This window comes from Burkholderia sp. Ax-1724, from assembly GCF_011752995.1.
Lineage (GTDB): Bacteria > Pseudomonadota > Gammaproteobacteria > Burkholderiales > Burkholderiaceae > Paraburkholderia.
The window spans coordinates 95,045-120,982 of sequence record NZ_VWWL01000012.1; the positions used below are offsets into that span (position 1 = coordinate 95,045).

25 protein-coding genes are annotated in these 25,938 nt (G+C 63.7%); 21 read left to right on the top strand and 4 right to left on the bottom strand.

The features are described 5' to 3' along the window. Window positions 1-7: 7 nt before the first annotated feature. Complete coding sequence (locus tag F3J19_RS16135; protein WP_167043049.1) at window positions 8-517, top strand: DUF4149 domain-containing protein; 510 nt, start codon at window positions 8-10, stop codon at window positions 515-517. A 228-nt stretch (window positions 518-745) separates the two neighbouring features. Here the strand turns inward: F3J19_RS16135 and F3J19_RS16140 are convergent, their stop codons facing one another. Continuing rightward, window positions 746-1,273: a YhbY family RNA-binding protein gene (locus F3J19_RS16140; protein WP_167043051.1), complete on the bottom strand. Its 528-nt coding sequence runs from the start codon at window positions 1,271-1,273 to the stop codon at window positions 746-748. A 196-nt stretch (window positions 1,274-1,469) separates the two neighbouring features. On the opposite strand from F3J19_RS16140, the gene F3J19_RS16145 reads away from it, so the two are divergent. The 11 genes from F3J19_RS16145 to phoR all read left to right on the top strand — a co-directional run bounded on the left by F3J19_RS16145 (window position 1,470) and on the right by phoR (window position 13,854). Then, window positions 1,470-2,132, top strand: coding sequence for an RlmE family RNA methyltransferase (locus F3J19_RS16145; protein WP_167043053.1), 663 nt, complete (start codon window positions 1,470-1,472; stop codon window positions 2,130-2,132). A gap of 188 nt (window positions 2,133-2,320) precedes the next feature. Then, complete coding sequence (gene ftsH / locus F3J19_RS16150) at window positions 2,321-4,210, top strand: ATP-dependent zinc metalloprotease FtsH (RefSeq protein ID WP_167043055.1); 1,890 nt, start codon at window positions 2,321-2,323, stop codon at window positions 4,208-4,210. Between the two features lie 170 nt (window positions 4,211-4,380). Beyond that, entirely contained in the window at window positions 4,381-5,193 is an 813-nt protein-coding gene (folP, locus tag F3J19_RS16155) for a dihydropteroate synthase (protein WP_205192957.1), read from the top strand. Window positions 5,194-5,222: 29 nt separating this feature from the next. Beyond that, the gene (glmM, locus tag F3J19_RS16160; protein ID WP_167043059.1) at window positions 5,223-6,581 is read left to right on the top strand and encodes a phosphoglucosamine mutase; all 1,359 of its coding nucleotides are present in this window, start codon (window positions 5,223-5,225) and stop codon (window positions 6,579-6,581) included. Between the two features lie 464 nt (window positions 6,582-7,045). Next, the gene (gene pstS / locus F3J19_RS16165; protein WP_167043061.1) at window positions 7,046-8,077 is read left to right on the top strand and encodes a phosphate ABC transporter substrate-binding protein PstS; all 1,032 of its coding nucleotides are present in this window, start codon (window positions 7,046-7,048) and stop codon (window positions 8,075-8,077) included. Between the two features lie 175 nt (window positions 8,078-8,252). Next, a complete protein-coding gene (gene pstC / locus F3J19_RS16170) occupies window positions 8,253-9,254 on the top strand; it encodes a phosphate ABC transporter permease PstC (protein ID WP_167043063.1) in 1,002 nt (333 codons plus the stop codon). Next, complete coding sequence (gene pstA, locus F3J19_RS16175) at window positions 9,251-10,147, top strand: phosphate ABC transporter permease PstA (RefSeq protein ID WP_167043065.1); 897 nt, start codon at window positions 9,251-9,253, stop codon at window positions 10,145-10,147. Before pstC ends, pstA begins: the two co-directional genes overlap by 4 nt. A gap of 17 nt (window positions 10,148-10,164) precedes the next feature. After that, a complete protein-coding gene (gene pstB, locus F3J19_RS16180) occupies window positions 10,165-11,013 on the top strand; it encodes a phosphate ABC transporter ATP-binding protein PstB (RefSeq protein ID WP_167043067.1) in 849 nt (282 codons plus the stop codon). A 28-nt stretch (window positions 11,014-11,041) separates the two neighbouring features. Continuing rightward, window positions 11,042-11,746 carry a phosphate signaling complex protein PhoU gene (gene phoU, locus F3J19_RS16185; RefSeq protein WP_167043069.1) on the top strand — a complete coding sequence of 235 codons (705 nt, stop codon included), beginning with the start codon at window positions 11,042-11,044 and terminating at the stop codon, window positions 11,744-11,746. A gap of 26 nt (window positions 11,747-11,772) precedes the next feature. Continuing rightward, on the top strand, window positions 11,773-12,474 hold the full coding sequence (gene phoB / locus F3J19_RS16190; protein ID WP_008922879.1) for a phosphate regulon transcriptional regulator PhoB: 702 nt from the start codon (window positions 11,773-11,775) through the stop codon (window positions 12,472-12,474). A gap of 66 nt (window positions 12,475-12,540) precedes the next feature. Then, complete coding sequence (gene phoR / locus F3J19_RS16195) at window positions 12,541-13,854, top strand: phosphate regulon sensor histidine kinase PhoR (RefSeq protein WP_167043071.1); 1,314 nt, start codon at window positions 12,541-12,543, stop codon at window positions 13,852-13,854. 117 nt (window positions 13,855-13,971) lie between these two features. Here the strand turns inward: phoR and ppk1 are convergent, their stop codons facing one another. Beyond that, entirely contained in the window at window positions 13,972-16,035 is a 2,064-nt protein-coding gene (gene ppk1, locus F3J19_RS16200) for a polyphosphate kinase 1 (protein WP_167043073.1), read from the bottom strand. Window positions 16,036-16,238: 203 nt separating this feature from the next. Here ppk1 and ppx point away from each other — a divergent pair, with 203 nt between their 5' ends. After that, window positions 16,239-17,885: an exopolyphosphatase gene (gene ppx / locus F3J19_RS16205; protein WP_167043075.1), complete on the top strand. Its 1,647-nt coding sequence runs from the start codon at window positions 16,239-16,241 to the stop codon at window positions 17,883-17,885. Between the two features lie 134 nt (window positions 17,886-18,019). Here the strand turns inward: ppx and F3J19_RS16210 are convergent, their stop codons facing one another. Both F3J19_RS16210 and sixA read right to left on the bottom strand, forming a co-directional pair. After that, on the bottom strand, window positions 18,020-18,832 hold the full coding sequence (locus tag F3J19_RS16210) for a GNAT family N-acyltransferase (RefSeq protein WP_167043077.1): 813 nt from the start codon (window positions 18,830-18,832) through the stop codon (window positions 18,020-18,022). Between the two features lie 153 nt (window positions 18,833-18,985). After that, on the bottom strand, window positions 18,986-19,444 hold the full coding sequence (gene sixA / locus F3J19_RS16215; RefSeq protein ID WP_167043079.1) for a phosphohistidine phosphatase SixA: 459 nt from the start codon (window positions 19,442-19,444) through the stop codon (window positions 18,986-18,988). A gap of 246 nt (window positions 19,445-19,690) precedes the next feature. On the opposite strand from sixA, the gene F3J19_RS16220 reads away from it, so the two are divergent. Genes F3J19_RS16220 through F3J19_RS16255 form a run of 8 tightly spaced genes read left to right on the top strand, consistent with a single transcriptional unit; the run spans window position 19,691 to window position 25,882 of the window. Beyond that, the gene (locus F3J19_RS16220) at window positions 19,691-20,788 is read left to right on the top strand and encodes a mandelate racemase/muconate lactonizing enzyme family protein (RefSeq protein ID WP_167043081.1); all 1,098 of its coding nucleotides are present in this window, start codon (window positions 19,691-19,693) and stop codon (window positions 20,786-20,788) included. Window positions 20,789-20,815: 27 nt separating this feature from the next. After that, window positions 20,816-21,664, top strand: a complete 849-nt coding sequence (locus F3J19_RS16225; protein ID WP_167043083.1) for an amidohydrolase family protein — start codon at window positions 20,816-20,818, stop codon at window positions 21,662-21,664. 5 nt (window positions 21,665-21,669) lie between these two features. Then, window positions 21,670-22,065 carry a hypothetical protein gene (locus tag F3J19_RS16230; RefSeq protein WP_167043085.1) on the top strand — a complete coding sequence of 132 codons (396 nt, stop codon included), beginning with the start codon at window positions 21,670-21,672 and terminating at the stop codon, window positions 22,063-22,065. After that, window positions 22,058-22,861, top strand: coding sequence for an alpha/beta hydrolase (locus F3J19_RS16235; protein WP_167043087.1), 804 nt, complete (start codon window positions 22,058-22,060; stop codon window positions 22,859-22,861). The genes F3J19_RS16230 and F3J19_RS16235 overlap by 8 nt, the downstream gene beginning before the upstream one ends. 35 nt (window positions 22,862-22,896) lie before the next feature. Continuing rightward, the gene (locus tag F3J19_RS16240; RefSeq protein ID WP_167043089.1) at window positions 22,897-23,751 is read left to right on the top strand and encodes an MFS transporter; all 855 of its coding nucleotides are present in this window, start codon (window positions 22,897-22,899) and stop codon (window positions 23,749-23,751) included. A gap of 2 nt (window positions 23,752-23,753) precedes the next feature. Beyond that, on the top strand, window positions 23,754-24,182 hold the full coding sequence (locus F3J19_RS16245) for a hypothetical protein (RefSeq protein ID WP_345891041.1): 429 nt from the start codon (window positions 23,754-23,756) through the stop codon (window positions 24,180-24,182). A gap of 32 nt (window positions 24,183-24,214) precedes the next feature. Continuing rightward, complete coding sequence (locus tag F3J19_RS16250) at window positions 24,215-25,069, top strand: fumarylacetoacetate hydrolase family protein (RefSeq protein ID WP_167043092.1); 855 nt, start codon at window positions 24,215-24,217, stop codon at window positions 25,067-25,069. Between the two features lie 36 nt (window positions 25,070-25,105). Continuing rightward, complete coding sequence (locus tag F3J19_RS16255) at window positions 25,106-25,882, top strand: FadR/GntR family transcriptional regulator (protein WP_167043094.1); 777 nt, start codon at window positions 25,106-25,108, stop codon at window positions 25,880-25,882. Window positions 25,883-25,938 lie beyond the last annotated feature (56 nt).

Genomic DNA, 25,938 nt, shown 5'->3' on the forward strand with positions numbered 1-25,938 from the left:
GTCCGTGATGCCGCATCGATTTTTCCGTCTTCTGACCGTGGTGTGGGTCGGCAGTCTGCTGACTATCGGCTATGCCGTGGCGCCCGTGCTGTTCACGACGCTCGACCGGATGACGGCGGGCGCTGTCGCGGCGCAGCTGTTTCGCATTCAGGGCGTGCTTGGCGTGGTATGCGGCATTTTGCTGCTCGGTCTCGCCAATCTGCTGGTTCGGCGCGGCAGCGCGGCGTATCGCCGCGCGCGCTGGCTGATCGCCGGCATGCTCGTGTGCGTGCTGGTGGGATATTTCGCGCTGCATCCGTTCATGAATGCGTTGCGTATTGCCGCGCAGCAAGCGGGCAGCGACGTCGGCCATTCGGTTTATGCGACGCGCTTTGGCATCCTGCACGGCGTCTCGAGCCTGTTTTATCTGGTCGAGAGCCTGCTTGGTGTTGCGCTCGTGTGGTTGTTGCCGGCGAACGCCGGTTCGACGGCGGCGGAAGAGGGCGCTTGCGGTGCCGGGCGGAAGGTGGCGGGCTGAGGTTCGTGTGCGACTGATCGTCGCTTTGCCGGGTTTTATTTGCCGCTGCTTCGTTTTGCTCGCGGTTGTCCGCGTCGTTACCGTATGTTAATCGCCTGCTAACGGATGGCTGAGCCGGCAGTGTTTTCTGCCCGGTTGGCCGGGGCGCCAGCCATCGTGCCTTCAGTCATTCAATTCCGATAGCTCGCTGCATAAGGTGCGGACCAAATCCGCACCTTCCACCATCGCTTATTTCGACGACTGATGCGAGCGCTTCGCGCTGGTTTGGCGCTTCTTCGCGCGCTTGATGTTGCCGCCTTGCGTGACGCGCTCGTTGCCGCGCACGAGCACGGCCTTCGCTCTCGGTTTGCGCATCGGCACTTCGGTCGGTTTGACGACCTTGACGACGCGCGGCGCTCGTCCTTTGGCCGGCTTCGCTTCAACGGCGGCTTCGCGGGCGCTGGGCAATGCGCCGCGTTTTGCTTTCGCCGCCGGTTGCGCCGCCTCCGGCTTCCAGATCACGAGCAGTTTGCCGATATGCTGGATCGGCGCGGCGTTCAGCTCGTCGCAGATCTGTTCGTAGACGGCAATGCGTTCCTCGCGTTCGTCGCCGAACACGCGGATCTTGATGAGCTCATGAGCGGCCAGGTGGACCTTGATCTCGGCGAGCACAGCATCGGTCAAGCCTTCGGCGCCGACGAGCACGACCGGTTTGAGCGCGTGAGCCTGGGAGCGCAATTCGGCGCGTTGGTCGGAAGAGACTTTAAGAGCTGGCATGGAAAGTGGGAGACTCGACTAAAATGGCGGCTCCTGCGTTTTCGCCCGGTCGGCGAACGACTCGGACAGTTTGATTCGGCAGGACGCGCGTCAGAACAACAGAATCGCGGATGGCCGCCAGTTTGGCGGGGCCGCGCGAATTAACCGCGTATTATCCCCTAAAGCGCGACACGACGCAGCAAGAGTTCAATCTTTAATGGCAAAAAACAAGTTCAATACCGCGTGGCTGCATGACCACATCAACGACCCGTACGTCAAAATGGCGCAGCGGGAAGGTTATCGCGCCCGCGCGGCCTACAAGCTCAAGGAAATCGACGAGCAGGACAAGCTGATCCGTCCGGGGCAGGTGATCGTCGATCTCGGTTCCTCGCCGGGCAGCTGGAGCCAGTACGCGCGCAACAAGCTCGCGGGCGGCACCCAGCGCAACGCGGAACGCGAGGGCGGCATCGACGGCACGATTATCGCTCTTGACATCCTGCCGATGGAGCCCGTCGCCGACGTCCACTTCATTCAAGGCGACTTCCGCGAGGAGTCGGTGCTGGTTCAGCTCGAAGAATTGGTCGGTGCGCGCCAGGTAGACCTTGTAATTTCGGATATGGCGCCCAACCTGTCCGGAGTGGCGGTGGCGGATGCCGCGCGGATCGAGCATTTGTGCGATCTCGCGCTGGAATTCTCGCAGAATCACCTGAAACCGGATGGTGCCCTTTTAGTCAAGTGCTTTCATGGCAGCGGTTACAGCCAGATTGTCGAAAAGTTCAAGCGCCAGTTCAAGGTGGTGGCGGCCCGCAAGCCGAAAGCGTCGCGGGATAAGTCGTCAGAAACGTTTATTTTGGGTAAGCATCTGAAGCGTCCCGCATAGGGCGCTGCCGGATCGTTCCGCCCCTGCCGTTAAAGAGCCTGAAGTGCCGGAAAACGGCGTCGTCACGGCCCGCTACGCTATTTCCGTGGTAGCGAAACCTTATGGCAGGGGGCTGCGGACTGGATTAGAATGCTTTCGTGGTGCCGCAAGGCAAATGTAGGCGCCCGTCTAAGTGAAGGAGTGGTGCTTTGAACAACAATATGTTTTCGAAGGCAGCAGTGTGGCTGGTGATCGCACTGGTGCTGTTTACGGTGTTCAAGCAGTTCGACAAGCCCCGTGTCCAGGAAGGCGTTTCCTATTCGCAGTTCATGGACGACGCGAAGAACGGCAAAGTCAAGAACGTCATTGTCCAGGGGCGGAACCTCACGGTCACTCCAGCAGACGGCCAGAAATACCAGATCGTGTCGCCCGGCGACATCTGGATGGTCGGCGATCTGATGAAGTACGGCGTACAGGTGAGCGGCAAGGCTGACGACGAACCCAATGCACTGATGTCCGTGCTGTATTACCTGGGGCCGACGATCCTGATCATCGGTTTCTGGTTCTACATGATGCGACAGATGCAGGGGGGCGGCAAAGGCGGGGCCTTCTCGTTCGGCAAGTCGCGCGCGCGGCTGATCGACGAGAACAACAACGCAATCAATTTCACCGACGTCGCCGGCTGCGACGAAGCCAAGGAAGAAGTGTCGGAACTGGTCGACTTCCTGCGCGATCCGCAGAAATTCCAGAAGCTCGGTGGCCGCATTCCGCGTGGTGTGCTGCTGGTTGGCCCGCCGGGAACCGGTAAGACGTTGCTTGCGCGTGCCATTGCTGGCGAAGCGAAAGTGCCGTTCTTCAGCATCTCGGGTTCGGACTTCGTTGAAATGTTCGTCGGCGTCGGTGCGGCTCGGGTGCGCGATATGTTCGAACAGGCGAAGAAGCACGCGCCGTGTATCGTGTTCATCGACGAAATCGACGCGGTCGGTCGCCATCGCGGCGCCGGCATGGGCGGCGGCAACGACGAACGTGAGCAGACGCTGAACCAGATGCTCGTCGAGATGGACGGCTTCGAGGCGAACTCGGGTGTCATCGTGATCGCGGCCACGAACCGCTCGGATGTGCTCGACAAGGCGCTGCTGCGTCCGGGCCGTTTCGACCGCCAGGTGTATGTGGGTCTGCCCGATATCCGCGGTCGCGAGCACATCATGAAGGTGCATCTGCGCAAGGTACCGATCTCGAACGACGTCGACGCCGCAGTGATCGCGCGTGGCACGCCGGGCTTTTCGGGCGCCGATCTGGCGAACCTCGTGAACGAAGCGGCTTTGTTCGCGGCACGCCGTGGCAAGCGTATCGTCGAAATGACCGACTTCGAAGACGCGAAGGACAAAATCTTCATGGGTCCGGAGCGCAAGTCGGCCGTGATCCGCGAGGAGTCCAAGCGTGCAACGGCTTATCACGAATCGGGCCACGCAGTGATCGCGAAGCTGTTGCCGAAGGCCGATCCGGTGCACAAGGTCACGATCATTCCGCGCGGTCGTGCGCTTGGCGTGACGTGGCAGTTGCCGGAGCATGACAACGAAACGTATTCGAAGGACTATCTGCTCGATCGTCTCGCGATCCTGTTCGGTGGCCGCGTTGCCGAAGAGCTGTTCCTGAACCTGATCAGCACGGGCGCATCGGACGACTTCAACAAGGCGACGCAGACGGCTCGCGCGATGGTGGCGCGCTTCGGCATGACCGACGCGCTCGGACCGATGGTCTACGTCGACGACGAAAACGACGCCTCGCCGTTTGGCCGCGGTTTCACGCGAACCATTTCGGAAGCGACGCAGCAGAAGGTCGACGCGGAAATCCGCCGTGTGCTCGACGAGCAGTACACCCTCGCACGGCGTCTGCTGGAAGAGAACCGCGATAAGGTCGAGGCGATGACCGCCGCGCTGATGGAGTGGGAAACGATCGACGCAGATCAGATCAACGACATCATGGCAGGTCGTCCGCCGCGTTCGCCGAAGAGTTCTCCGCCGTCGGCGGGCGATACCTCGTCGGGCGGCAGTCCGGGCACCGAGGTCAAGCCGGGTAGCGCGACCGCGCCGGCCTGATCGGCAGCCAGTAGAAAGTGCGGGCCGGTGTGTAGCACACCGGCCCGTTTTGCATTTATCCGTTCTATGTGAAGCACCGCTGCGTGTCGAAAGTCGATTCCTCTTCCGTTCTTCTTCCGGAGCCGCTGCAATGCGGCCGCTTCACGCTGACCTTTGAACGCCCGTTGGTCATGGGCATTCTGAACGTCACGCCCGATTCGTTTTCCGACGGCGGCAAGTACACGATTCGCGACGACGCGCTGCGCCAGGCCGAGCGCATGATGCTCGATGGCGCGGACATCATCGATATTGGCGGTGAATCGACGCGGCCGGGCGCGCCGCCGGTGTCGCTCGACGAGGAGCTGGAACGCGTGCTGCCGCTCGTCGAACAATTGCGCGGCGCGAACGTGCCCTTGTCGGTCGATACCTACAAGCCGGAAGTGATGCGCCACGCATTGAGCGCGGGCGCCGACCTGATCAACGACATCTGGGGCTTCCGGATGCCCGGCGCGATCGACGCCGTGCGCGACGGCAACTGCGGTCTTTGTGTGATGCATATGCTCGGTGAGCCGCAAACCATGCAGCTCGGCGAGCCCGAATATGATGATGTCGTCAGCGAGGTGCGCGCCTTCCTCGAAGAACGCGTAACAGCGCTGGAGCAGGCGGGGGTTGCGCGTGCGCGCATCAGCGTCGACCCCGGTTTCGGTTTTGGTAAGGCGGTCGTCGAGCACAACTACGCGCTGCTCGCGCATTTGCGCGACACGGCCCCACGGGCCGCGTCGCCGTATCCGATTCTCGCGGGTGTCTCGCGCAAATCGATGATCGGCGCCGTGGTCGGGCGCCCGGCATCGGAGCGCGTGGCCGGCAGCATCGCCGCGGCCGTGTGCGCGGCCGAGCGGGGCGCCGCGATTCTGCGCGTGCATGACGTCGCGCAAACAGTCGATGCATTGAAAGTCTGGGCCACCCTGCGCGACGCGGCGAACGCGAGCCGCGTCCGCAGTTGAACTCACAGTAATAGGGAGAGTGATAAAGCATGGCACGTCGTTACTTCGGAACGGACGGAATTCGAGGCAAGGTCGGCGAAGGGCCCATTACGCCGGAATTCGTGTTGCGGCTTGGCTACGCGGCCGGCAAGGTACTCGCGGGTGCGGACCACTGGGCCAAAACCGGCACGCGGCCAACGGTGTTGATCGGCAAGGACACGCGCGTGTCCGGCTATATGCTCGAAGCGGCGCTCGAATCGGGCTTTTCGGCGGCCGGCGTCGACGTGATGCTGGCCGGCCCGATGCCGACGCCCGGCATCGCCTACCTCACGCGCGCGCTGCGGCTTGCGGCGGGCGTGGTCATCAGCGCATCGCACAACCCGTACTACGACAACGGCATCAAGTTTTTCTCGGCCGACGGCAACAAGCTGCCGGACGACGTCGAGGCGCAGATCGAGGAGCAGCTCGAATTGCCGCTTGCCTGCGCGCCTTCCGAACGGATCGGCAAGGCGCGGCGTCTCGACGACGCCGCAGGGCGCTATATCGAGTTCTGCAAGAGCACGTTCCCGGCCGCGTACGATTTGCGCGGCATGAAGCTCGTCGTCGATTGCGCGCATGGCGCCGCGTACGATATCGCGCCGCACGTCTTTCACGAACTCGGCGCCGAAGTGATCCCGATCGGCGTCGCGCCGAACGGCTTCAACATCAACGACGGCGTCGGCGCGACCGCGCCCGACGCGCTGGTGCGCGCGGTGCGCGCCAATCATGCCGATCTCGGCATCGCGCTCGACGGCGACGCCGACCGTCTGCAGGTCGTGGACGCGGCCGGCCGCCTCTACAACGGCGACGAACTGCTCTACGTGCTGGTCAAGGACCGCATCGCGACCGCCGGCAACGTGGAAGGCGCGGTCGGCACGCTGATGACCAATATGGCCGTCGAGGTCGCGCTGCGCAACGCCGGCGTGAAGTTCGTGCGCGCGGCGGTCGGCGACCGCTACGTGCTCGAGCAGTTGCGCGAGCATGGCTGGCAGCTCGGCGCGGAAGGCTCGGGCCATATCCTGTCGCTCGATCGCCATTCGACCGGCGACGGGATCGTCTCGGCGCTGCTCGTGCTCGCGGCGATGCAGCGCAGCGGCAAATCGCTCGCCGAGCTGCTCGATGGCGTCAAGCTGTTCCCGCAGAAACTCATCAATGTGCGCATGAAGCCGGACGCGGACTGGAAGGGCAGCGCGGCGATCCGCGGCGCGATCAAGTCGGCTGAAGGCGCGCTCGATGGCCATGGCCGCGTGCTGATCCGCGCGTCGGGCACGGAGCCGGTGCTGCGTGTGATGGTCGAGGCGCAAAACGCCGACGACGCCGTCCAGCATGCGGAAGCGATTGCCGAGACGGTGAGGATGGCGACGGCTTGAAGCGGCGCGTGAGCGACAACTAAGCGGCGGGGGGCGGTAACGACGCTCCGCCGCCTGTCCTGTCTCTCTACTGCTGTGGGCGGCCAAAGCAGGAGCGCGGACGGCGTCCCCCTTCACGGGAGCGCACAGAACGCGCCGAACGCACCGCAACGCGCCCGCCCGGCAAAATCCCCCTCACCTCGCCATCCCGCCAAAAAAACAGCACAACCCGCCCGATCAAAAAGCGATCATAAATTCCCCCATCTCACCTCGCGCAAACGTTCGCGCCCCATCTTTTTTCGCCTAATCTACAAGGCGATGCAGCCCGCATCGTCAGAGCGCCGGTTTATCCGTTTCAGCACCTTTCGCACAGTAATATGACTGTCACATCCGTTTCACGGTCAGTCATTGTTTTGTCATAAAGAGACCCTAAGCTTCGCGGTGTTCGTGTTCCACGCTCATACCGCTCACACCTTGGAGGTCTCATGAAATTGATGCAAACCGTGTTCGCTGGCGTCGCTGGCGCGCTCTTCGCTATGGCAGCGCAAGCCGCAGACATCACCGGCGCGGGCAGCACCTTCGCAGCACCGATCTACACGAAGTGGGCCGACGCTTACCAGAAGTCGGGCGGCGGCAAGGTTAACTACCAGGGCATCGGCTCGGCCGGCGGCGTGAAGCAGATCGTCGCGAAGACCGTCGACTTCGCCGGTTCGGACGCTCCGCTGAAGGACGACGAACTCGCGAAAGAAGGCCTGTTCCAGTTCCCGACGGTGGTCGGCGGCGTGGTGCCGGCGGTCAACGTGCCGGGCGTGAAGCCGGGCGAACTGACGCTGTCGGGCGCAGTGCTCGGCGACATCTACCTCGGCAAGGTCAAGAAGTGGAACGACCCGGCGATCGCCGCGCTGAACCCGAAGGTCAAGCTGCCGGATCTGGACATCGCCGTGGTTCGCCGCGCCGACGGTTCGGGCACCAGCTTCATCTGGACGAACTACCTGTCGAAGGTCAACCCGGAATGGAAGTCGAAGGTCGGTGAAGGCACCACGGTCAACTGGCCGACCGGCACGGGCGGCAAGGGCAACGACGGCGTCGCGGCATTCGTGCAGCGTCTGCCGGGCTCGATCGGCTATGTCGAGTGGGCGTACGCGAAGCAGAACCACATGAACTACGTCGCGATGAAGAACGAATCGGGCGCAGTGGTTCAGCCGGAAACCGAAACGTTCAAGGCAGCGGCTGCTGGCGCTGACTGGTCGAAGTCGTTCTACCAGATCCTGACGAACGAGCCGGGCAAGAACGCATGGCCGATCGTCGGCGCGACGTTCGTGCTGCTGCACACGGCGCAGGACAAGCCGGCGCAAGGCACGGAAACGCTGAAGTTCTTCGACTGGGCGTTCAAGAACGGCGGCCAGGCTGCTGACGACCTCGACTATATCTCGCTGCCGCCGTCGGTCGTGTCGGAAATCCGCACGCAGTGGAAGCAGAAGGTGAAGGACGCAGCAGGCAAGCCGATCGCCGACTAAGCGACCGTCCAGCCTTGCCCCGGCGCGGCGGTTTAGCCGCGCCAGAGCCTTACATTGGCCGTCCTCGCGAGAGGACGGCCAATGGCATTAACCCGGCATTCGCCACCGCGTCACCGGCTGCGCCCAGCGTGCGGTCCGGCAACTGGAACAGCTTCAACAGGTCACTCAGGCTCCCATGTCCGATATTCATCTAGCGTCCGGCACGAGCCGGGCCACCCCGCCTGGCAGCGCGTCTCAGCAGAAGGCGCCTGGCCGCTCCGGCGACGTGATCTTCGGCGGCCTGGCTCGGCTGGCTGCCGTCGTTACGCTGCTGTTGCTCGGTGGCATCATCGTTTCGCTGATCATTTCCTCGTTGCCGTCGATCCGGGAATTCGGTCTTTCCTTCCTGTGGACAGCGGTCTGGGATCCACCTAGCAAGCAGTTCGGCGCACTCGTGCCGATCTACGGCACCATCGCCACCTCGCTCATCGCTCTCATCATCGCGGTGCCGGTCAGCTTCGGCATCGCGCTTTTCCTTACCGAACTTTCGCCCGCCTGGCTGCGCCGCCCGCTCGGCATCGCGATCGAGCTGCTCGCCGCGATTCCGTCGATCGTGTACGGCATGTGGGGCCTGCTCGTGTTCGCGCCGATCTTCGCGACGTGGTTCCAGAAACCGCTCGGCGCAGTGCTCGGCGGCATCCCGTTCGTCGGCGCGCTGTTCGCGGGCCCGCCGATCGGCATCGGTATTCTGTGCGCGGGCGTGATTCTCGCGATCATGATCATTCCGTACATCGCCTCGGTCATGCGCGACGTGTTCGAAGTCACGCCGGTGCTGCTCAAGGAGTCGGCGTACGGTATCGGCTGCACGACGTGGGAAGTGATGTGGAAGATCGTGCTGCCGTTCACGAAGACCGGCGTGATCGGCGGCGTGATGCTCGGCCTCGGCCGCGCGCTCGGCGAGACCATGGCGGTCACGTTCGTGATCGGCAACACCAACCTGCTCGACAATATTTCGCTGTTTTCGCCGGGCAACAGCATCACGTCGGCGCTCGCCAACGAGTTCGCGGAAGCGGACCCAGGCCTGCATACGTCGGCGCTGATGGAACTCGGCCTGATCCTGTTCGTGATTACATTCATCGTGCTGTCGATTTCGAAGATCATGTTGCTTCGTCTTGAGAAAGGGGAGGGTGCGAAATGAGCGAGTCCTCTCTGAACATGCCGGGTCTGCGCGACGCGGCAACCCTGGAAGCGATGCGCACGCGTCTGCAAGGACGCCGCCGCGTGAAGAACGCGATTGCGCTGACCTGCTCGCTCGCCGCGATGGCGTTCGGTCTGCTGTGGCTCGTGTGGATTCTGTACACGACGCTGCGCCTCGGTATCGGCGGGCTGTCGATCGAGCTGTTCACGCAGTCGACGCCGCCGCCGAACACCGACGGCGGCGGTCTCGCCAACGCGATCGTCGGCAGCCTGATGCTGGTCGCGCTCGCGACCTTCGTCGGCACGCCGATCGGCATCATGGCCGGCGTCTATCTCGCCGAATACGGCCAGAGGGGCTGGCTCGCGAACGTGACGCGCTTCATCAACGACATCCTGCTGTCGGCGCCGTCGATCGTGATCGGTCTGTTCGTCTACGCGCTCGTCGTCGCGAAGATGGGCCACTTCAGCGGTTGGGCCGGCGTGCTCTCGCTCGCGCTGCTGCAGATTCCGATCGTGATCCGCACGACCGAGAACATGCTGAAGCTCGTGCCGAACGCGATGCGCGAAGCGGCCTTCGCACTCGGCACGCCGAAGTGGAAGATGGTGCTGTCGATCACGCTGAAGGCGTCGATCGCGGGTATCGTGACCGGTGTGCTGCTCGGGGTCGCGCGGATTGCCGGCGAAACCGCGCCGCTGCTCTTCACCGCGCTGTCGAACCAGTTCTTCTCGGTCGATATGAGCCAGCCGGTCGCGAACCTGCCGGTCACGATCTACAAGTTTGCGATGAGCCCGTTCGCGCAGTGGCAATCGCTCGCGTGGGCCGGCGTCTTCCTGATCACGCTCGCGGTGCTCGGACTGAACATCCTCGCGCGCACGATCTTTTCGAACAAGTAATGGGCGGAGTGAATCCGATGAACATGGCAGAAACCCAACTCAATCCGATCGGGCACGTGAGCGCGCCCGCCGGCTCCGACCCCGAACAAAGCGGCCAGGCGCATGCGCCGGCGCGTCCGAAGATCGAGGTCAACGACCTGAACTTCTTCTACGGCAAGTATCACGCGCTGAAGAACATCAATCTGCAGATTCCCGAAGGTAAGGTGACCGCGTTCATCGGTCCGTCGGGCTGCGGCAAGTCCACGCTGCTGCGCACCTTCAACAAGATGTACGCGCTCTATCCGGAGCAGCGCGCCGAAGGCGAAATCCTGATGGACGGCGAAAACCTGCTGACCACGCGCCGCGATATCTCGCTGCTGCGCGCGCGCATCGGCATGGTGTTCCAGAAGCCGACGCCGTTCCCGATGTCGATCTACGACAACATCGCGTTCGGCGTGAAGATGTTCGAAACGCTGTCGCGCTCGGAAATGGACGACCGCGTCGAATGGGCGCTCACGAAGGCGGCGCTGTGGAACGAAGTGAAGGACAAGCTCGGCCAGAGCGGCTACGGTCTGTCGGGCGGCCAGCAGCAGCGTCTGTGCATCGCGCGCGGCATTGCGATCCGCCCCGAGGTGCTGCTGCTCGACGAGCCGTGCTCGGCGCTCGACCCGATCTCGACGGGCCGCATCGAAGAGCTGATCGCGGAGTTGAAGAGCGACTACACGGTCGTGATCGTCACGCACAACATGCAGCAGGCGGCCCGCTGTTCGGACTACACTGCCTACATGTACCTTGGTGAACTGATCGAATTCGGCGACACCGAAAAGATCTTCATCAAGCCGGTCCGCAAGGAAACCGAGGACTACATCACGGGCCGCTTCGGCTAATCAGCCGGGCAATACAACGGAGTACGACATGTCCGATAAACATCTGTCCAGCCAGTTCGATGCCGATCTGAACCTCGTTTCGTCGAAGGTGCTCGAAATGGGCGGTCTCGTCGAATCGCAGATCGTCAACGCGATGCAGGCGCTCAACGAATTCGACCTCGACATCGCCGAGCAGGTGATCGCCGCCGAAGACCGTCTGAACAGGATGGAAGTCGAGATCGACGAGGAGTGCAGCAACATCATCGCGCGCCGCCAGCCGGCCGCGCGCGACCTGCGCCTCCTGATCGCGATCTCGAAGACCATCACGAACCTCGAGCGCGCCGGCGACGAGGCCGAGAAGATCGCGAAGCGCACCAAGCGCCTGATGGAAGACGGCGCGTCGCGCACGATCAACATCGCCGAGATCAAGCTTTCGGGCGAGATGGCCGTGTCGATCCTGCGCCGCGCGCTCGACGCGTTCGCGCGTCTCGATACGGTTGCCGCCGCGCAGATCGTGCGCGACGACAAGGCGATCGACGAGGAATTCCGCGCCTTCGTGCGCAAGCTGATTTCCTACATGACCGAAGATCCGCGTTCGATCTCGGTGGGCCTCGACTTCCTGTTCATCGCCAAGGCGATCGAGCGGATCGGCGACCACGCGAAGAACATCGCCGAATTCATCATTTACATCGTGAAGGGCACCGACGTGCGGCATCAGTCGCGCGATACGCTCGAACGCGAAGCACTCAGCTAATCCAGAGATAAGGAACAGAGGTGCCGATGCCCAGCAGCATTCTCGTCATTGAAGATGAGCCAGCCATTTCCGAACTGATTTCGGTCAATCTTCAACACGCCGGACATTGCCCGATTCGCGCGTACAACGCGGAGCAGGCGCACAACCTGATCAGCGACGTACTGCCCGACCTCGTGCTGCTCGACTGGATGTTGCCGGGTAAATCGGGAATTTCGTTCGCACGCGACCTGCGCAACAACGAGCGCACGAAGCATATCCCGATCATCATGCTGACCGCGCGCGGCGACGAGCAGGACAAGGTGCTCGGCCTCGAGATCGGCGCGGACGACTACGTGACGAAGCCGTTTTCGCCGAAGGAACTGATGGCGCGCATCAAGGCGGTGCTGCGCCGCCGCGCGCCGCAGCTGACCGAAGACGTGGTTGCGATCAACGGCCTCAAGCTCGATCCGGCTACGCATCGCGTCGCCGCCCACGCGGAAGGCAGCGAGATCAAGCTCGATCTCGGCCCGACCGAATTCCGCCTGCTGCACTTCTTCATGACCCACCCGGAGCGCGTGCACAGCCGCACGCAACTGCTCGATCAGGTCTGGGGCGACCACGTGTTCGTCGAGGAACGCACCGTCGACGTGCATATCAAGCGCCTGCGCGCGGCTCTCAAGCCCGCCGGTTGCGATGCTATGATTGAAACCGTACGCGGCAGCGGCTACCGGCTGGCGAAGAGCGCCTGATAGCCGCGGCGGTGCGCGGCGCCGCCACTCCCTCCTGCGCCGTATTTTCTCTTCGATCGCTAGACCATGAACATCATCTGGGCGCGCTCCATCGTGTCGGTCGTGCTGCTGGCTGTTCTGTGCGCGGTGGTCGGCGCACTGGTGAACGTCAAGGCGGGCCTCGCTCTCGCGATCATCCTGCTGCTCGCGCAGAGCATCTTCAGTACTTTCCACAAGCAGCGCCTGTGGCGTCTGCTCGACGCGCCGGTGTACGGCGAAGTGCCGAGCGCTCCCGGCATCTGGGGCGAAATCTACTATCGTCTGCACAAGCTCGCGAAGCGTTGGCACGCCCAGGTGCGCCAGGTCGAGCAGCAGCATTCGCGTTTCATCCAGGCGATCCAGGCCTCGCCGAACGGCGTCGCGATGCTCGACGATCACGATCAGATCGAATGGTGCAACGCGATTTCCGAAAGCCACTTCGGGCTCGACGCGAAGCGCGATCTGCGCCAGCACATCACGCATCTGGTGCGTCATCCGGATTTCGTGCACTACCTCAATTCGCATCGTTACGAGGAAATGCTGATCATGCGCGGCATGGGCGAAAAGCGCCAGAACGTGCTGTCGGTGCAGGTGTTTCCGTACGGCGACAACCGCAAGCTCGTGCTCTCGCAGGACATCACCGAGCTCGAACGCACCGACGCGATGCGGCGCGACTTCGTCGCCAACGTCTCGCATGAACTGAAGACGCCGCTCACGGTGCTGTCCGGTTTTCTCGAAACGATGCGCGAGCTGCCGCTCGGCGAGGCCGAACGCGCGCGCTATCTCGAGCTGATGGAGCAGCAGGCGTCACGTATGCGCCATATCGTCAACGATCTGCTCGTGCTCGCGAAGCTCGAGGGCGACAACAAGTCGCCGAGCGATCACATGATCGACATGCGCGCGGTGTTGCGGCATCTGCGGGACGATGCGGACAGTCTGTCGAGCGACCATCACCGCATCGTCTTCGAGGTCGACGAAGAGCTGACCGTCACCGGCGTCGAAACCGAGCTGTTCAGCGCGCTCGGCAATCTCGTGACGAATGCGATCCGCTATACGCCGGACGGCGGCACGATCAAGGTGAACTGGCGCTCGGTGGGCGGCCATGCGGTGTTCTCGGTCACGGACAGCGGTCTCGGCATTCCGGCCGCCGATATTCCGCGGATCACCGAGCGCTTCTATCGCGTCGATCGCAGCCGCTCGCGCGACACCGGCGGCACGGGCCTCGGTCTCGCGATCGTCAAGCACGTGTTGCAGCGCCACGATGCGCAGCTCGACGTGAAGAGCGAGGAAGGGCGCGGCAGCACGTTCACGGTGCGCTTTCCGGTGTATCGCACGGCACGCTGCCAGGCGGCGCCGGTTTGAGTGCGGCAGCGGCCATGAAATAAAAAAACCGCCTTCTTCAGGCGGTTTTTTTATTTGCGCTTCGTCGGCTTCATCGAGGCGCGCGCCATTGTCGCGCACACCTCGAAAACACAACGGCTATGCGCAGAACTTCGCGAGCAGACTCATCTGCGCATTGCGCGACGACTTGCCCGGCCGGCGCCGGCGATAGTGTCCGTCGCTTTGCATGAGCCACGCGGACTGGTTGTCGCCGAGAAACGCCGACAGCCCTTCCGCGATCACGCGCCGCTTCAGGCGCCGGTTATTGACCGGGAACGCGACTTCGACGCGGCGGAACAGGTTGCGATCCATCCAGTCGGCGCTCGACAGATAGACCTGCTCCTTGCCGTCGTCGTAGAAGTAGTAGGTGCGATGGTGTTCGAGGAAGCGCCCGACGATCGAGCGCACCGTGATGTTCTCCGAAAGTCCCGCCACGCCGGGCTGCAGCGAGCATACGCCGCGCACGATCAGATCGATCTTCACGCCGGCCTGCGACGCCTCGTACAGCTCGGCGATCACGGTCGGCTCCAGCAGCGCGTTCATCTTCGCGACGATGCGCGCCTTCTTGCCGGCGCGCGCATGCTCGGCTTCCTTGCGGATCGACTCGACGAGCTTCGGGTGCAGCGTGAACGGCGATTGCCACAGCTCGTGCAGCTTCAGTTCGCCGCCGATGCCGGTCAGTTGCTGGAACACGTGGTGCACGTCCTCGCAGATTTTCTGATCGGCGGTCATCAGACCGAAGTCGGTATAAAGACGCGCGGTGCGCGGATGATAGTTACCGGTACCGAGGTGCACGTAGCGCTTGAGCGTGGTCTTGCCGCCCGACGACACGCGCCGCACGATCAGCATCATCTTCGCGTGGCACTTGTGGCCGACCACGCCGTAGACCACGTGCGCGCCGACCGCTTCGAGCTGCGAGGCCCAGTTGATGTTGGTTTCCTCGTCGAAGCGCGCGAGCAGCTCGACCACCACCGTGACTTCCTTGCCGTTGCGCGCGGCCTGCATCAGCGCGTCCATCAGCGGCGAGTCGGTGCCGGTGCGGTAGATGGTCTGCTTGATCGCGACCACGTTCGGGTCCTTGGCGGCCTGCAGCAGCAGTTCCAGCACGGGCTGGAAGCTCTCGTACGGGTGATGCAGCAGCACGTCGCCCTGATCGATCACGTCGAACATGCTGGCGCTGTTGGCGATCTGCGTCGGCGTCGACGGAATATGCGGTACGAACTTCAGATCGGGCCGGTCGACCATCTCGGGCAACTGCATGAGCCGCACCAGATTGACCGGGCCGTTCGCGTAGTAGCAGTCCTTGTTCGACAGGCCGCTTTCGTCGAGCAGGCGCCGCACGACGTGCGCCGGCGTTTCGGCCGACACTTCGAGGCGCACTGCGTTGCCGAGATGCCGCGCCGGTAGTTCGCCCTGCAGCGCGACGCGCAGGTTGGTGATTTCGTCCTCGTCGACGAACAGTTCGCTGTTGCGCGTGATGCGAAACTGGTTGCAGCTGCGCACGACGAGACTCGGAAACAGCTCGCCGACGAAGCGCTGCAACAGCGAGCTCAGCAGCACGAAGCCATGCGGATAGCCCGACAGTTCCTGCGGCATGCGCACGAGCCGCGGCAGCGCGCGCGGCGCCTGCACGATGCCCATCATCGCCTGGCGGCCGAAGGCGTCCTTGCCTTCGAGTTCGACGACGAAGTTCAGGCTCTTGTTGAGCACGCGCGGAAACGGATGCGCCGGGTCGAGGCCGATCGGCGTGAGCACCGGCAGCAGTTCGTCGAAGAAGTAGTTGCGCGCCCATTCGGTCTGCGCGTCGCTCCAGGCTTCGGTGCCGTGAAAATAGATGCCTTCCTGTTCGAGCGCGGGCAGCACCGTGTCGTGCAGCATCGTGTACTGGCGATGCACGAGCTTCTGCGCCCGCTCGACCACGAGGCCGTACACGTGCTGCAGCGACATGCCGTCGGGCGACAGCGCGCCAGGGTTGTCGCGGATCTGCTCCTGGAGCCCGGCCATGCGGACTTCGAAGAATTCGTCGAGATTGCTGCTGGTGATGCAGATGAAGCGCAGGCGTTCGAGCAGGGGGACGGCGGGGTCGGCGGCTTGCGCCAGTACACGCTCGTTGAAACCCAGAATGCCCAGTTCGCGATTCAATAAGGGATAGCGGATGGACATCGGCAGCGGAAGTGGAATGTCTGGAATGGAGGCGGAAAGACGCTCGGAAATTCGCACAGTTTAATGACGCCCTTATGACATTCTTGCTATTTTGAGATTTTATGCCGTAATCGGCGTCTGTCGTCAATATGACGCACGGCTTGTGCGACCATTCCAGTCTCCCTGCGCTCAGAGGTGACATTGTGAGGCCCGGTACGCTTAGAATGGCGTCTTTGAACAGCGCGGCCGGCCGCGACGCGCAACGTGCGCCGAAAACGCCGGGCCGGCGCGCGGTGCTGCCGGCATCTACGCCCGGCGCCGCAGCCGCCGCGCTAGCGCGCATGGAGTCCGCTTACCCGATGGCCAATACCCCTCAACTCCTCGCTGCGGTCGATCTCGGTTCGAACAGCTTCCGGCTGATCGTGGGCCGGGTCGAGGAAACCGACGCGGGCAGCCAGATCTATCAGGTCGATGCATTGCGCGAGCCGGTGCGCCTTGCGGCCGGCCTGTCGAGCGACAAGATGCTCGACCGTGCCTCGCAGGTGCGCGGCTGGGACGCGCTGAAGCGTTTCGGCGAGCGTCTGCGCGACTTTCATCCCGACCACGTGCGCGCGGTCGCGACCAATACGCTACGCATCGCGAAGAACGCCGGCGAATTTCTCGGCGAGGCGCAGGCCGCGCTCGGTTTTCCGATCGAAGTGATCGCGGGGCGCGAGGAAGCGCGCCTGATTTACGCGGGCGCCGCGCATTCGGTGCCGGCGAGCGCGGGCCAGCGGCTCGTCGTCGACATCGGCGGCGGCTCGACGGAATTCATCATCGGCTCGCACTACACGCCGATCAAGATGGAGAGCCTGTATATCGGCTGCGTGAGCCATAGCCGCGCATTTTTTCCGGCCGGCAACGTCGACGAATACACGATGCGCCAGGCCGAACTCGCGGCGCGCCGCGAAATCCAGATCATTTCCGCCGAGTACAAGAAGACCGGCTGGGAGCAGGCGATCGGCTCGTCGGGCACGGCGCGCGCGCTCGCCGAACTGGTCGAGGCGAACGGCTTCAACGATGCGGGCGTCACGCACGGCATTTCGCGCGGCGGCCTGGAGAAGCTCAAGCGCGCGCTGATCAAGGCCGAGAACGTGAACCGCCTGAAGCTCGTCGCGCTGAAGGGCGACCGCATACCGGTGCTCGCGGGCGGGCTGTCGATCATGATCGCGGTGTTCGACGAACTCGGCGTCGATTACGTCGACACCACCGACGGCGCATTGCGCCTCGGCGTCATGTACGACCTGCTCGGCCGCTCGCAGCACGAAGACATGCGCACGGTCACGGTGGAGGGCTTCATGCGCCGCTACGGCGTCGATCGCGCGCAGGCGGGGCGCATCGGCGATCTGTCGATGAGCTTCTACGACCAGTTCACCGAGCCCGACGAAGAGCGCCGCGCGGAAAACCGCATGTTCATCGGCTGGGCGGCGTCGCTGCACGAGATCGGGCTCTCCATTTCGCATAGCGCCTATCACAAGCATTCGGCCTATATCGCGAGCAATGCCGACATGCCGGGTTTCTCGCGTACCGATCAGGCGCGCCTCGCGGCGCTCGTGCTCGGTCATGCGGGCAAGCTCGGCAAGCTCTCGCAGGCGCGCGACGTCGAATGGCCGCTGCTGTTCTGCCTGCGGCTCGCGGCGCTGCTGTGCCGCCGCCGCGCGGACGTCGGCCTGCCGTGGATCTCGGTGGCGCAGGCCAACGGCGGTTACGAGGTGCGCTTGCCGAACGAATGGGTCGTCAACAATCCGCTGACCGATTACAGCCTGATTCAGGAAGCGGCGGAGTGGGAGAAGGTTGGGATTCCGTATCGTGTGGTTTATACGGAAGATTGATGGGCATGCGAGGCCGCGCGTCATGTCGCGGCTTCATGTCCTTGCCTTCGAGCGTTTCGTTTCAGTTCGCGCATGAATGAAAAAAGCCCGGCATTTGCCGGGCTTTTTGTTTGCGGCGCGCTCACACTGCCTGCTCAGCGCGGCAGCGCGTCGCCGAGGAAGTGGCGGGCATAGCGCGCATTGATGTCGGACAGACGGAACAGCGTCAGGAAGTCCGCGGTGTTGAAGTCGGGGTCCCATGCCGGTGCGCCGCAAATCTTCGCGCCAAGACGCAGATAACCCTTCACGAGCGGCGGCGGGGCCACGACGGCGCCCGTCTGCAGATCGTCGACCGGCAGCGGCGTATGCGGGAACGCGCGATATTCCGGCGCGGTCAGCGCATTGTCGCGCAGCGAGCAGTACAGGTTGGCCGCATAGTGGCCGCCGTCGACCATCGCGACGCTCGCGCAGCCGAGCATCGTCTCGTAGCCGTTGTGCTTCATGTACGCGGCGAGACCGGCCCACAGCGACATGATGACCGAGCCGCTGCGATAGTCGGGGTGCACGCACGAGCGGCCCACTTCGACCATCTTCGCGCGCAGGTGCGTGAGACGCGACACGTCGAATTCGCTTTCCGCATACAGGCGGCCGATGCGCGCGGCCTGGTGCGGCGGCAACGCGCGATACGTGCCGACCACCTTCAGCGTGTCGAGATCGCGCACGAGCAGATGATCGCAGTACGAATCGAATGCATCGACATCGAGGCCCGTGGGGCCGGACAGGCGCGCGCCCATTTCGTCGGCGAACACGCGGTAGCGCAGATGCTGTGCCTCGCGCAATTCTTCGTCGGTACGCGCCCACGACACTTCCAATCGATGCTGGGCGGTGACCGTTTCCTCGGCGCGCGGCAAACGGCGCGATTCGAGGAGCGAAGCGAAGGGCAAGGTGGGCGTCGGCAGTTCTCGCATTGGCGGTCCTGATCGAAAAGAGTGTGAAATTCTTTTTTCGCCAATGTAGTAACGCCGGGTGACGCTTGCATGAAAAACCGGTGACGATTGGATGACTGCCCGTAAGCCGCTCGCGTGCGCTTCCCGATGTTTGGGTGTCCGGAGGAAGCCGCGTCAGACCAGCTCGGGACTGATCGCGGCCCGCAGGACGGCCTGTTCCGCGCCGTCGCGCTCGCGGCTCGCGATCCACCAGACGCCGGCTTTTTTCAGCGGCCAGCTCGCGGGGCTATTGCCGAGCAATTGCGCGGCGACGTGGCCGAGCGTCGGCTGGTGTCCCACGATTACAACAGTCTGCGCGATGCCGTCGGGCCAGCCGGCGGCGTCGAGCACTTCGCGCGCGCTCGCGTTCGGCGCGAGTTCGCGCACTACGCGGTACTGGTCGCTGAGGGTCTCGGCGGTCTGGATCGTGCGTATCGCCGGGCTCGCGAGCACCACGGAGTCCTCGGGCAGGCGGGCGCGCAGCCATTTGGCGACGCCTTGCGCCTGCTTGCGGCCGCGTGTCGTGAGCGCGCGGGCGAGATCGCTGGCGGCGACATCTTCGGCTTCGGCGTGACGCCAGAGGATCAGGTCCATGTATGTCTCCTTGAGGGGCGCGCGACGGTGGCGGGGCAGCGGCGGTGCCGGATGCGGACACTGTCGCATGTGTGGATGACGGTTTGCAAGACGAGGGGGCCTGGCGGAAAGGGGCTCCCGTTCGCGATCCTGGAAACATTGCTTGCGTATTGCCGCGATGATGCTTAGACTTAATCTGTAAGGCAGCTTGGCAGCAAGTCAAAATATGGCCGAGTGTCAGGCGGCGGCATAGATCGAGGAGACGCGATGAAGATTGCTTCGGTGGAGACGACCATCGTTCGCCTGCCGTTTTCGCACGGCGGTTCGCCCACGGGCTTTGGCGGGACGGTCTGGGGCACGATCGACGTGCTGCTCGTCGAGATTCGCACGGACGATGGCCTGAGCGGCTGGGGCGAAGCGTTCGGCTTCAACGTCGATCCGTCCACGCAGGCCGCGATCGATCAGATGATTACGCCGCTCATCATCGGCGCCGATCCGGCCGAGCTCGACGCGATCTGCGAGATGCTGGAGAAAAAACTCCATCTGTTCGGCCGCAATGGCCCGGTTACGTACGGCATATCGGGTATCAACATCTCGTTGTGGGATCTGGCCGCGAAGGTGGCGGGCCAGCCGCTCTACAAGCTGCTCAACCCCGCCGCCGAAGTCCCGGCCCTGTCTGCCTATGCGAGCCTGCTGCGCTACGGCAACCCGCGGGACGTGGCCCACAATTGCTCGCGTGCATTGGGTGACGGCTATCGTTCGCTCAAGCTTCATGAGATCGAGCCTGCCAACATCGAGGCGGCTCGCGGCGCCGCGGGGGAGGCCACGCGCCTGATGGTCGACTGCAATTGCGCCTGGACGCTGGACGCCGCTCGCGAGATCGCCGGGGCCTTGCGCGCATGCAACCTGTACTGGCTCGAAGAGCCGATCTGGCCGCCCGAAGACCGGGCGTCGCTCGCGGTGCTGCGCGAAGACGGCGCCGCGCCGATCGCGGCCGGCGAGAACGTGGCAAACGTCCACGGTTTCGCCGATCTGCTCGACGCGCGCGCGCTCGACTTCGTGCAGCCGAGTGTCATCAAGTGCGGGGGCGTCAGCGAGATGCTGAAGATTTTCGCGCTCGCGGATCGGGCCAAGGTGCGCATCGCGCCGCATTCGCCGTATTTCGGACCGGGCTTTCTCGCCACGCTGCATCTGATCGCGGCGTCCGGACACGACGACGTGCCATTCGAGCGGCTGTATGTGGACCTTCCCGAGAATCTCTATGGCGACTGGATTCATCCAGTCGACGGCATGCTGCGCGTTCCCCAGAATCCCGGGCTCGGAGTCGATCCCGATCCCGCTGTCATCGCAAGATTTCGCAGCTGATCGTTTTCTTCACGTAAGGACTGCTTGATGGCTATCATCGATTTCCGGGCTCGCCCGCCCACGCCCGAATACCTGCGCGCGCTGGAGCTGCCGCTCACGCAAACCGTGATGCGCAAGCTCGGCTCGCCGCAGCCGCAACCGCGCACGATCGACGAGTGGATGCAGGACCTGACGCGGCTCGATGTCGAGCGCGTCGTATTCGCCGGCCGCCAATCGAGCGGCACGAGCGCCAATGACGTCACGAACGAATACGTCGCCGAAGTCATGCACGGCTATCCCGATCGCGTGGTGGGGCTGGCGGGCATCGATCCTCTGCTCGGCATGCGCTCGGTGCGCGAAGTGCGGCGCGCGGTCGAAGAACTCGGCTTGAAAGGCGTCGCGCTCGATCCGTACGGCGGCCGCATCGCCGCGAATGATCGGCGGCTCTACCCGATCTACGCGAAATGCGCGGAACTCGGCGTGCCGGTCGTGATAACGAGCGGTCCGCTGCCGTTCGCCGGCCCGCGGCTCGAACACGGCAGCGTCCTGCCGATCGACGACGTGGCCTGCGATTTCCCCGAACTCACGATCGTCATCGACCATTCCGGCTGGCCCTGGGTCACCGAAACGATCGCGCTCGCGTTCCGGCACGAGAACGTCTATGTCGATACTTCGTTCTACTTTCATCTGCCGGGCTGCGCGCAGTTCGCCGAGGCCGCCAACACCTGCATTCCCGATCGCATCCTGTTCGCGAGCGGCTTTCCGGTCGTGCCGATTCCGACCGCGCTCGAACGCGTACGCATGCACCCGTTCTCGCCCGACGCACTCGAAGGCGTGCTGTACCGAAACGCGGATCGCCTCTTGCGCAAACTCGGCATCGTGGGAGATTCAAAGTGAGCGCAATGATCGTACTGAGTGACACCGTCGGCAGCGAGCCGTTCTGGCAGCGGGTCGTGGCCGCCGCCAATGCGGACGACGACTTCCGCCAGCGCGGCGCGCATCTGCGCGAGCTGGCGTTCGGCTTCGAGGTGGGCGGCCGCCGTATCGGCCTGCGTATCGAGCGCGGCAGCCTCGCGCTTGTCGAGCCGGATGCGCCGGCGTTCGTCGTAGCGGGTCCCGCTGACGAATGGGCGCAGCTCGTCGCCGGCGAGAAGCCCTACGGCGCGGCCATCAACGTCGTGCACGGCCAACTCCGGGTCAGCGGCGACGCCCTGGCCGCGACGTGGGCCAATCGTCCGCTCTGGCAGCTGTTCCGGTTGACACGGCACCTGGTTGCCTCTGGAGATTCCCATGACTGAAATCGTCGGACGCTACGTCGATGTGGACGGCGTGCGCACGTACTACGAAAGTGCGGGCAGCGGTAAGCCGATCCTGCTCATGCATACCCCGGGACGCGAGAACCGCCAATGGCAAGGCGTGATGCAGCGCCTCGCGCCGGAGTTTCATTGCGTCGCGCCGGACTTGCCGGGGCACGGCAAAAGCTGGCCGCTCGCAGGCAACGTCTGCCTCAGCGATATCGAGTCGATCCAGGCCTGGCTATGGCGTTTCGCGCAGACGCTGGGGCTCGAACGCCCGGCGGTGATGGGATGCTCGATCGGCGGCAACCTCGCGCTACTGCTGGGCGCTCGCCATCCGGAGGTGCGGGCGGTGATCGCCTTGCAGGGCGCCGCGCATACGCCGACTTTCACCGACGGCGCGCTCGAGATGATGACGCACCCGCAGGTGAACCTGATGCACGCGAATCTCGACTTCTCGATGAGTCTCGTGGGCTCCGCCGCATCGGACGAGGCGCGCGCGTTTTCCGAATGGGGCGTGCTGTCGATCATCCCGGTTGCCCAGCAAGGCGACCTTCGTGCCTACGCACATTGCGATTCCAGAGCGCTGCTGGAAAACGTTCGGTGTCCTGTGCTGATCGCGCGCGGCACCGAAGACTGGCTCGTATCGCAGGACATGGTCGAGGCGGCGCGCGACGGGCTGACCCAGGCGCCGCGCGTCGAGCTGCGCGCATTGTCCGGTCTTGGACATTTCCCGCATCTCGAAGACGCGGAGCTCGTTGCCGGCATGGCGGGCGAGTTCCTGCGCGAGATCGGCTGACGACACGACAACACACATAGAAAACGGAGACCTGCATGTTACGCCGATGGATCATCCTGTTGCCGATCATGATGGTGACATTCCTGATCGCCTTTCTCGATCGCACCAATATCAGCTTCGCCATCCCGACCATGGGGCCGGAACTCGGGCTCACGGCCAGCGTGCTCGGCTTCTCGTCGGGCGTGCTGTTTCTCGGTTACGCGATTACGCAGGCCGCCGGCGGCTGGCTGGCCGACCGGGGCCACGCGAGATCGCTGGTGGCGGTGCTGATGGTCGCATGGGGCATCGTTGCCATTGCGCAGGGCTTCGTGACCAGTGCCACCCAGCTCGTGATCGTGCGCTTTCTGCTCGGTCTCGCGGAAGGGGGCATTTTTCCGACCTTCCTCGTGATCGTGCGCGCCTGGTTCAATGAACGGGAGCGCGCTCGCGCAAACGGCATCTGGCAGTTGTGCTATCCGATTTCAGCGGCGGTCAGCGGGCCGATGGCCGGCCTGATTCTGCAACACGGAAGCTGGAAAACGCTCTTTATCGTCGAAGGCATTCTTCCGCTGGTGTGGGCGGCCGTCTGGCTATGGGGCATGGCGGAAAAGCCCGCCGCCGCGAAGTGGCTGAGCGATCAGGATCGCGCCGCGCTCCTGAAGCATCTCGCTGCCTCGGATTTGGCGTCCAGCGCGGCCGCCCGTCAGGAAGCGACGCGCGAGGTCGTGTTCGAGCAGTTGCGCTCGCCCGCCGTGATCCTGATCTTCTTCGTGTTGCTGTTCTGGAACATCGGTTTTCTCGGCTTCGTGATCTGGCTGCCGAGCGTCATCAAGCAATACGCGTCCTCCTCGATTCTGTCGCCCTGGGCTGGTATAGCTCGCTGCCGTTCGCGGTTTCTGTCATTTCCTTAGTCATCCTGTCGAATCTCGCCGATCGGGCCGTGAGCCGGCGCGGCTATGCCGTGTGGCCGCTGGTCGTCTCGGCGCTGGCGCTGATCGTGGGCGCGGCCACCTATGGGAACGTGTCCTTCGGTATCGCGATGCTGCTGCTGACGATCGCCGCATGTGGCATCTATGGCGTGTATCCGGTCGTCTGGTCGATCGCCACCGATGCGGTGCCGCCCGGCGTGACCGGCATCGTGATGGGGATCGTCAACATCGGCGGCGTGCTTGGCGCCTTCGCCGGACCGTATCTCGTCGGTTACGCACGCTCGGTATCGCCGTCGTTCGCATCGGGACTCGTGCTGATGGGGGTGTGCCTTGTGGTCGCCGCCGTTTGCACCTGGTTCGCGAGCGCGCCGGACAGCTTGCGACAGGCCAATGCGGTCCGGCACTCCGCCTGATCCCTTTCAACATCGAACGGACTGATTCCCGCATGAAGCTCGCAAGTTTTCGCGTCGATGGACGCGCGTCCTATGGCGTCGTCGAGGAAGACCGGATTATCGACGTGGCGCCGATTTCCTCCGAGGTCGGCGCGACGCTCAGGCACGCGCTTGCGCTTGGGCGTTTGCCGGACATTGCCCGTTGGGCGCTTGAGTCCACGGAGCATTTGCCGCTCGACCAGGTAGACATGCTGCCGGTCATTTCCGATCCCGGCAAGATTCTGTGTGTCGGCATCAACTACCATGCACATGTGAAGGAAACGGGCCGCGCGCTGCCGTCGCATCCGATGATCTTCACGCGCTTCGCCGATTCCCAATGCGGCCATCTCGGCGCGCTCGTGTGTCCGCCCGAGTCGACGCAACTGGATTTCGAAGGCGAGCTGGCCGTGGTGATCGGCCGCGAGGCACATCGCGTGCCGTCTGCACATGCACTCGAATACGTCGCGGGATATGCGTGCTACAACGACGGGAGCATTCGTGACTGGCAACGTCATACGACGCAATTCACGCCCGGCAAGAATTTTCCGTCGACGGGCGCATTCGGCCCCTGGCTCGTCACCGCCGACGAGATTCCGGACCCCTCGAATCTCGCGTTGACTACCCGTCTGAACGGCACGGTCATGCAGCGCGCGAACACGAGCGACCTGATCTTCGGCATTGCGGAGCTCATCGAGTATTGCTCGTCGTTCACGCCGCTACGACCCGGCGACGTCATCATCACGGGCACGCCCGGTGGTGTCGGCGCGTTTCGCGAGCCGCCTGTCTGGTTGAAGAAGGGCGATACAATAGAGATCGAAATTTCCCAGATCGGCACTCTCGTCAATACCGTCGCGAACCATCCATGCTAACTGACGTCTTGCGCGCATCGTCATATCGCGCTTCCTGTGCCGCGCTTCATCGCGAGGGATTGCATGTGCAACGCGCCCGGCAGATTGGAGTCATCCGTGTCTAATGCGCCGTCCTTTGCCGGATCGATCGAAAAGATCGGCCGCCGTCGTGCCGTCGACGAGGTGCGCGAGCGGCTTATCGCCAGCATTCAGTCCGGGGAGTTGGGCATCAACGAGCGGCTGCCGTCGGAAAACGAGTTGGCGCGGCTCTTCGGCGTGAGCCGGCCAGTCATCCGTGAAGCGCTCGTGAGTCTGGACGCGATGGGCCTGACCGTTGCCAGAAGCGGGTCCGGTACTTTCGTCGTGGCCACGGAGGTCAAACCTGAACTCGTATTCGGCGGCTACGCGCCGGCGCATCTGAATCAGGTGAGGCGCTACGTCGAGATTCCATCGGCCGAGGAAGCGGCACGGTGTTGCAGCAAGGCGCAGCTTGACGAAATCGCATCGATTCTCGACCGGCTGGAGAGCGAAGACGACGCCGCGAGCCGTAACAAGCTGGACGCCGATTTTCATGTGGCGATTGCCCGGGCCACCGGTAATCCGCTGCTTGCCAAGATCATCGGAAACTTGCGCACCATGGTCGAAGAAGAAGCCTTCACGGCGGCCCGTCTTCCGCAACGGCGCTCGCAGGCGCATAGCGAGCACCGCGCCATCTATGCGGCAATTGCCGCGAGAGACCCCGCGCTCGCGAGGGCGGCCATGACCGCGCATATGGATTCGATCGATCAATCGATCGCCGATCTCGAGGACAGTCCGCGCAAGCAGCGTGGTTGAGTTGGGTGGGCGGGTACCGTCGTTTGAAAAAGCCGTGGCGTGTTGCATCATGATGC

What these genes read in the sequence shown, in the direction of transcription:
- F3J19_RS16140 (WP_167043051.1), bottom strand. Translation starts at nt 1,273, where the DNA reads ATGCCAGCTCTTAAAGTCTCTTCCGACCAACGCGCCGAATTGCGCTCC.
- pstA (WP_167043065.1), top strand. Translation starts at nt 9,251, where the DNA reads ATGAGCGAGTCCTCTCTGAACATGCCGGGTCTGCGCGACGCGGCAACC.
- glmM (WP_167043059.1), top strand. Translation starts at nt 5,223, where the DNA reads ATGGCACGTCGTTACTTCGGAACGGACGGAATTCGAGGCAAGGTCGGC.
- F3J19_RS16230 (WP_167043085.1), top strand. Translation starts at nt 21,670, where the DNA reads ATGATCGTACTGAGTGACACCGTCGGCAGCGAGCCGTTCTGGCAGCGG.
- F3J19_RS16250 (WP_167043092.1), top strand. Translation starts at nt 24,215, where the DNA reads ATGAAGCTCGCAAGTTTTCGCGTCGATGGACGCGCGTCCTATGGCGTC.
- phoU (WP_167043069.1), top strand. Translation starts at nt 11,042, where the DNA reads ATGTCCGATAAACATCTGTCCAGCCAGTTCGATGCCGATCTGAACCTC.
- ppk1 (WP_167043073.1), bottom strand. Translation starts at nt 16,035, where the DNA reads ATGTCCATCCGCTATCCCTTATTGAATCGCGAACTGGGCATTCTGGGT.
- folP (WP_205192957.1), top strand. Translation starts at nt 4,381, where the DNA reads ATGGGCATTCTGAACGTCACGCCCGATTCGTTTTCCGACGGCGGCAAG.
- pstC (WP_167043063.1), top strand. Translation starts at nt 8,253, where the DNA reads ATGTCCGATATTCATCTAGCGTCCGGCACGAGCCGGGCCACCCCGCCT.
- pstS (WP_167043061.1), top strand. Translation starts at nt 7,046, where the DNA reads ATGAAATTGATGCAAACCGTGTTCGCTGGCGTCGCTGGCGCGCTCTTC.
- pstB (WP_167043067.1), top strand. Translation starts at nt 10,165, where the DNA reads ATGAACATGGCAGAAACCCAACTCAATCCGATCGGGCACGTGAGCGCG.
- sixA (WP_167043079.1), bottom strand. Translation starts at nt 19,444, where the DNA reads ATGGACCTGATCCTCTGGCGTCACGCCGAAGCCGAAGATGTCGCCGCC.
- ppx (WP_167043075.1), top strand. Translation starts at nt 16,239, where the DNA reads ATGGCGTCTTTGAACAGCGCGGCCGGCCGCGACGCGCAACGTGCGCCG.
- phoR (WP_167043071.1), top strand. Translation starts at nt 12,541, where the DNA reads ATGAACATCATCTGGGCGCGCTCCATCGTGTCGGTCGTGCTGCTGGCT.
- F3J19_RS16225 (WP_167043083.1), top strand. Translation starts at nt 20,816, where the DNA reads ATGGCTATCATCGATTTCCGGGCTCGCCCGCCCACGCCCGAATACCTG.
- F3J19_RS16240 (WP_167043089.1), top strand. Translation starts at nt 22,897, where the DNA reads ATGTTACGCCGATGGATCATCCTGTTGCCGATCATGATGGTGACATTC.
- phoB (WP_008922879.1), top strand. Translation starts at nt 11,773, where the DNA reads ATGCCCAGCAGCATTCTCGTCATTGAAGATGAGCCAGCCATTTCCGAA.
- F3J19_RS16220 (WP_167043081.1), top strand. Translation starts at nt 19,691, where the DNA reads ATGAAGATTGCTTCGGTGGAGACGACCATCGTTCGCCTGCCGTTTTCG.
- F3J19_RS16145 (WP_167043053.1), top strand. Translation starts at nt 1,470, where the DNA reads ATGGCAAAAAACAAGTTCAATACCGCGTGGCTGCATGACCACATCAAC.
- F3J19_RS16235 (WP_167043087.1), top strand. Translation starts at nt 22,058, where the DNA reads ATGACTGAAATCGTCGGACGCTACGTCGATGTGGACGGCGTGCGCACG.
- F3J19_RS16135 (WP_167043049.1), top strand. Translation starts at nt 8, where the DNA reads ATGCCGCATCGATTTTTCCGTCTTCTGACCGTGGTGTGGGTCGGCAGT.
- F3J19_RS16210 (WP_167043077.1), bottom strand. Translation starts at nt 18,832, where the DNA reads ATGCGAGAACTGCCGACGCCCACCTTGCCCTTCGCTTCGCTCCTCGAA.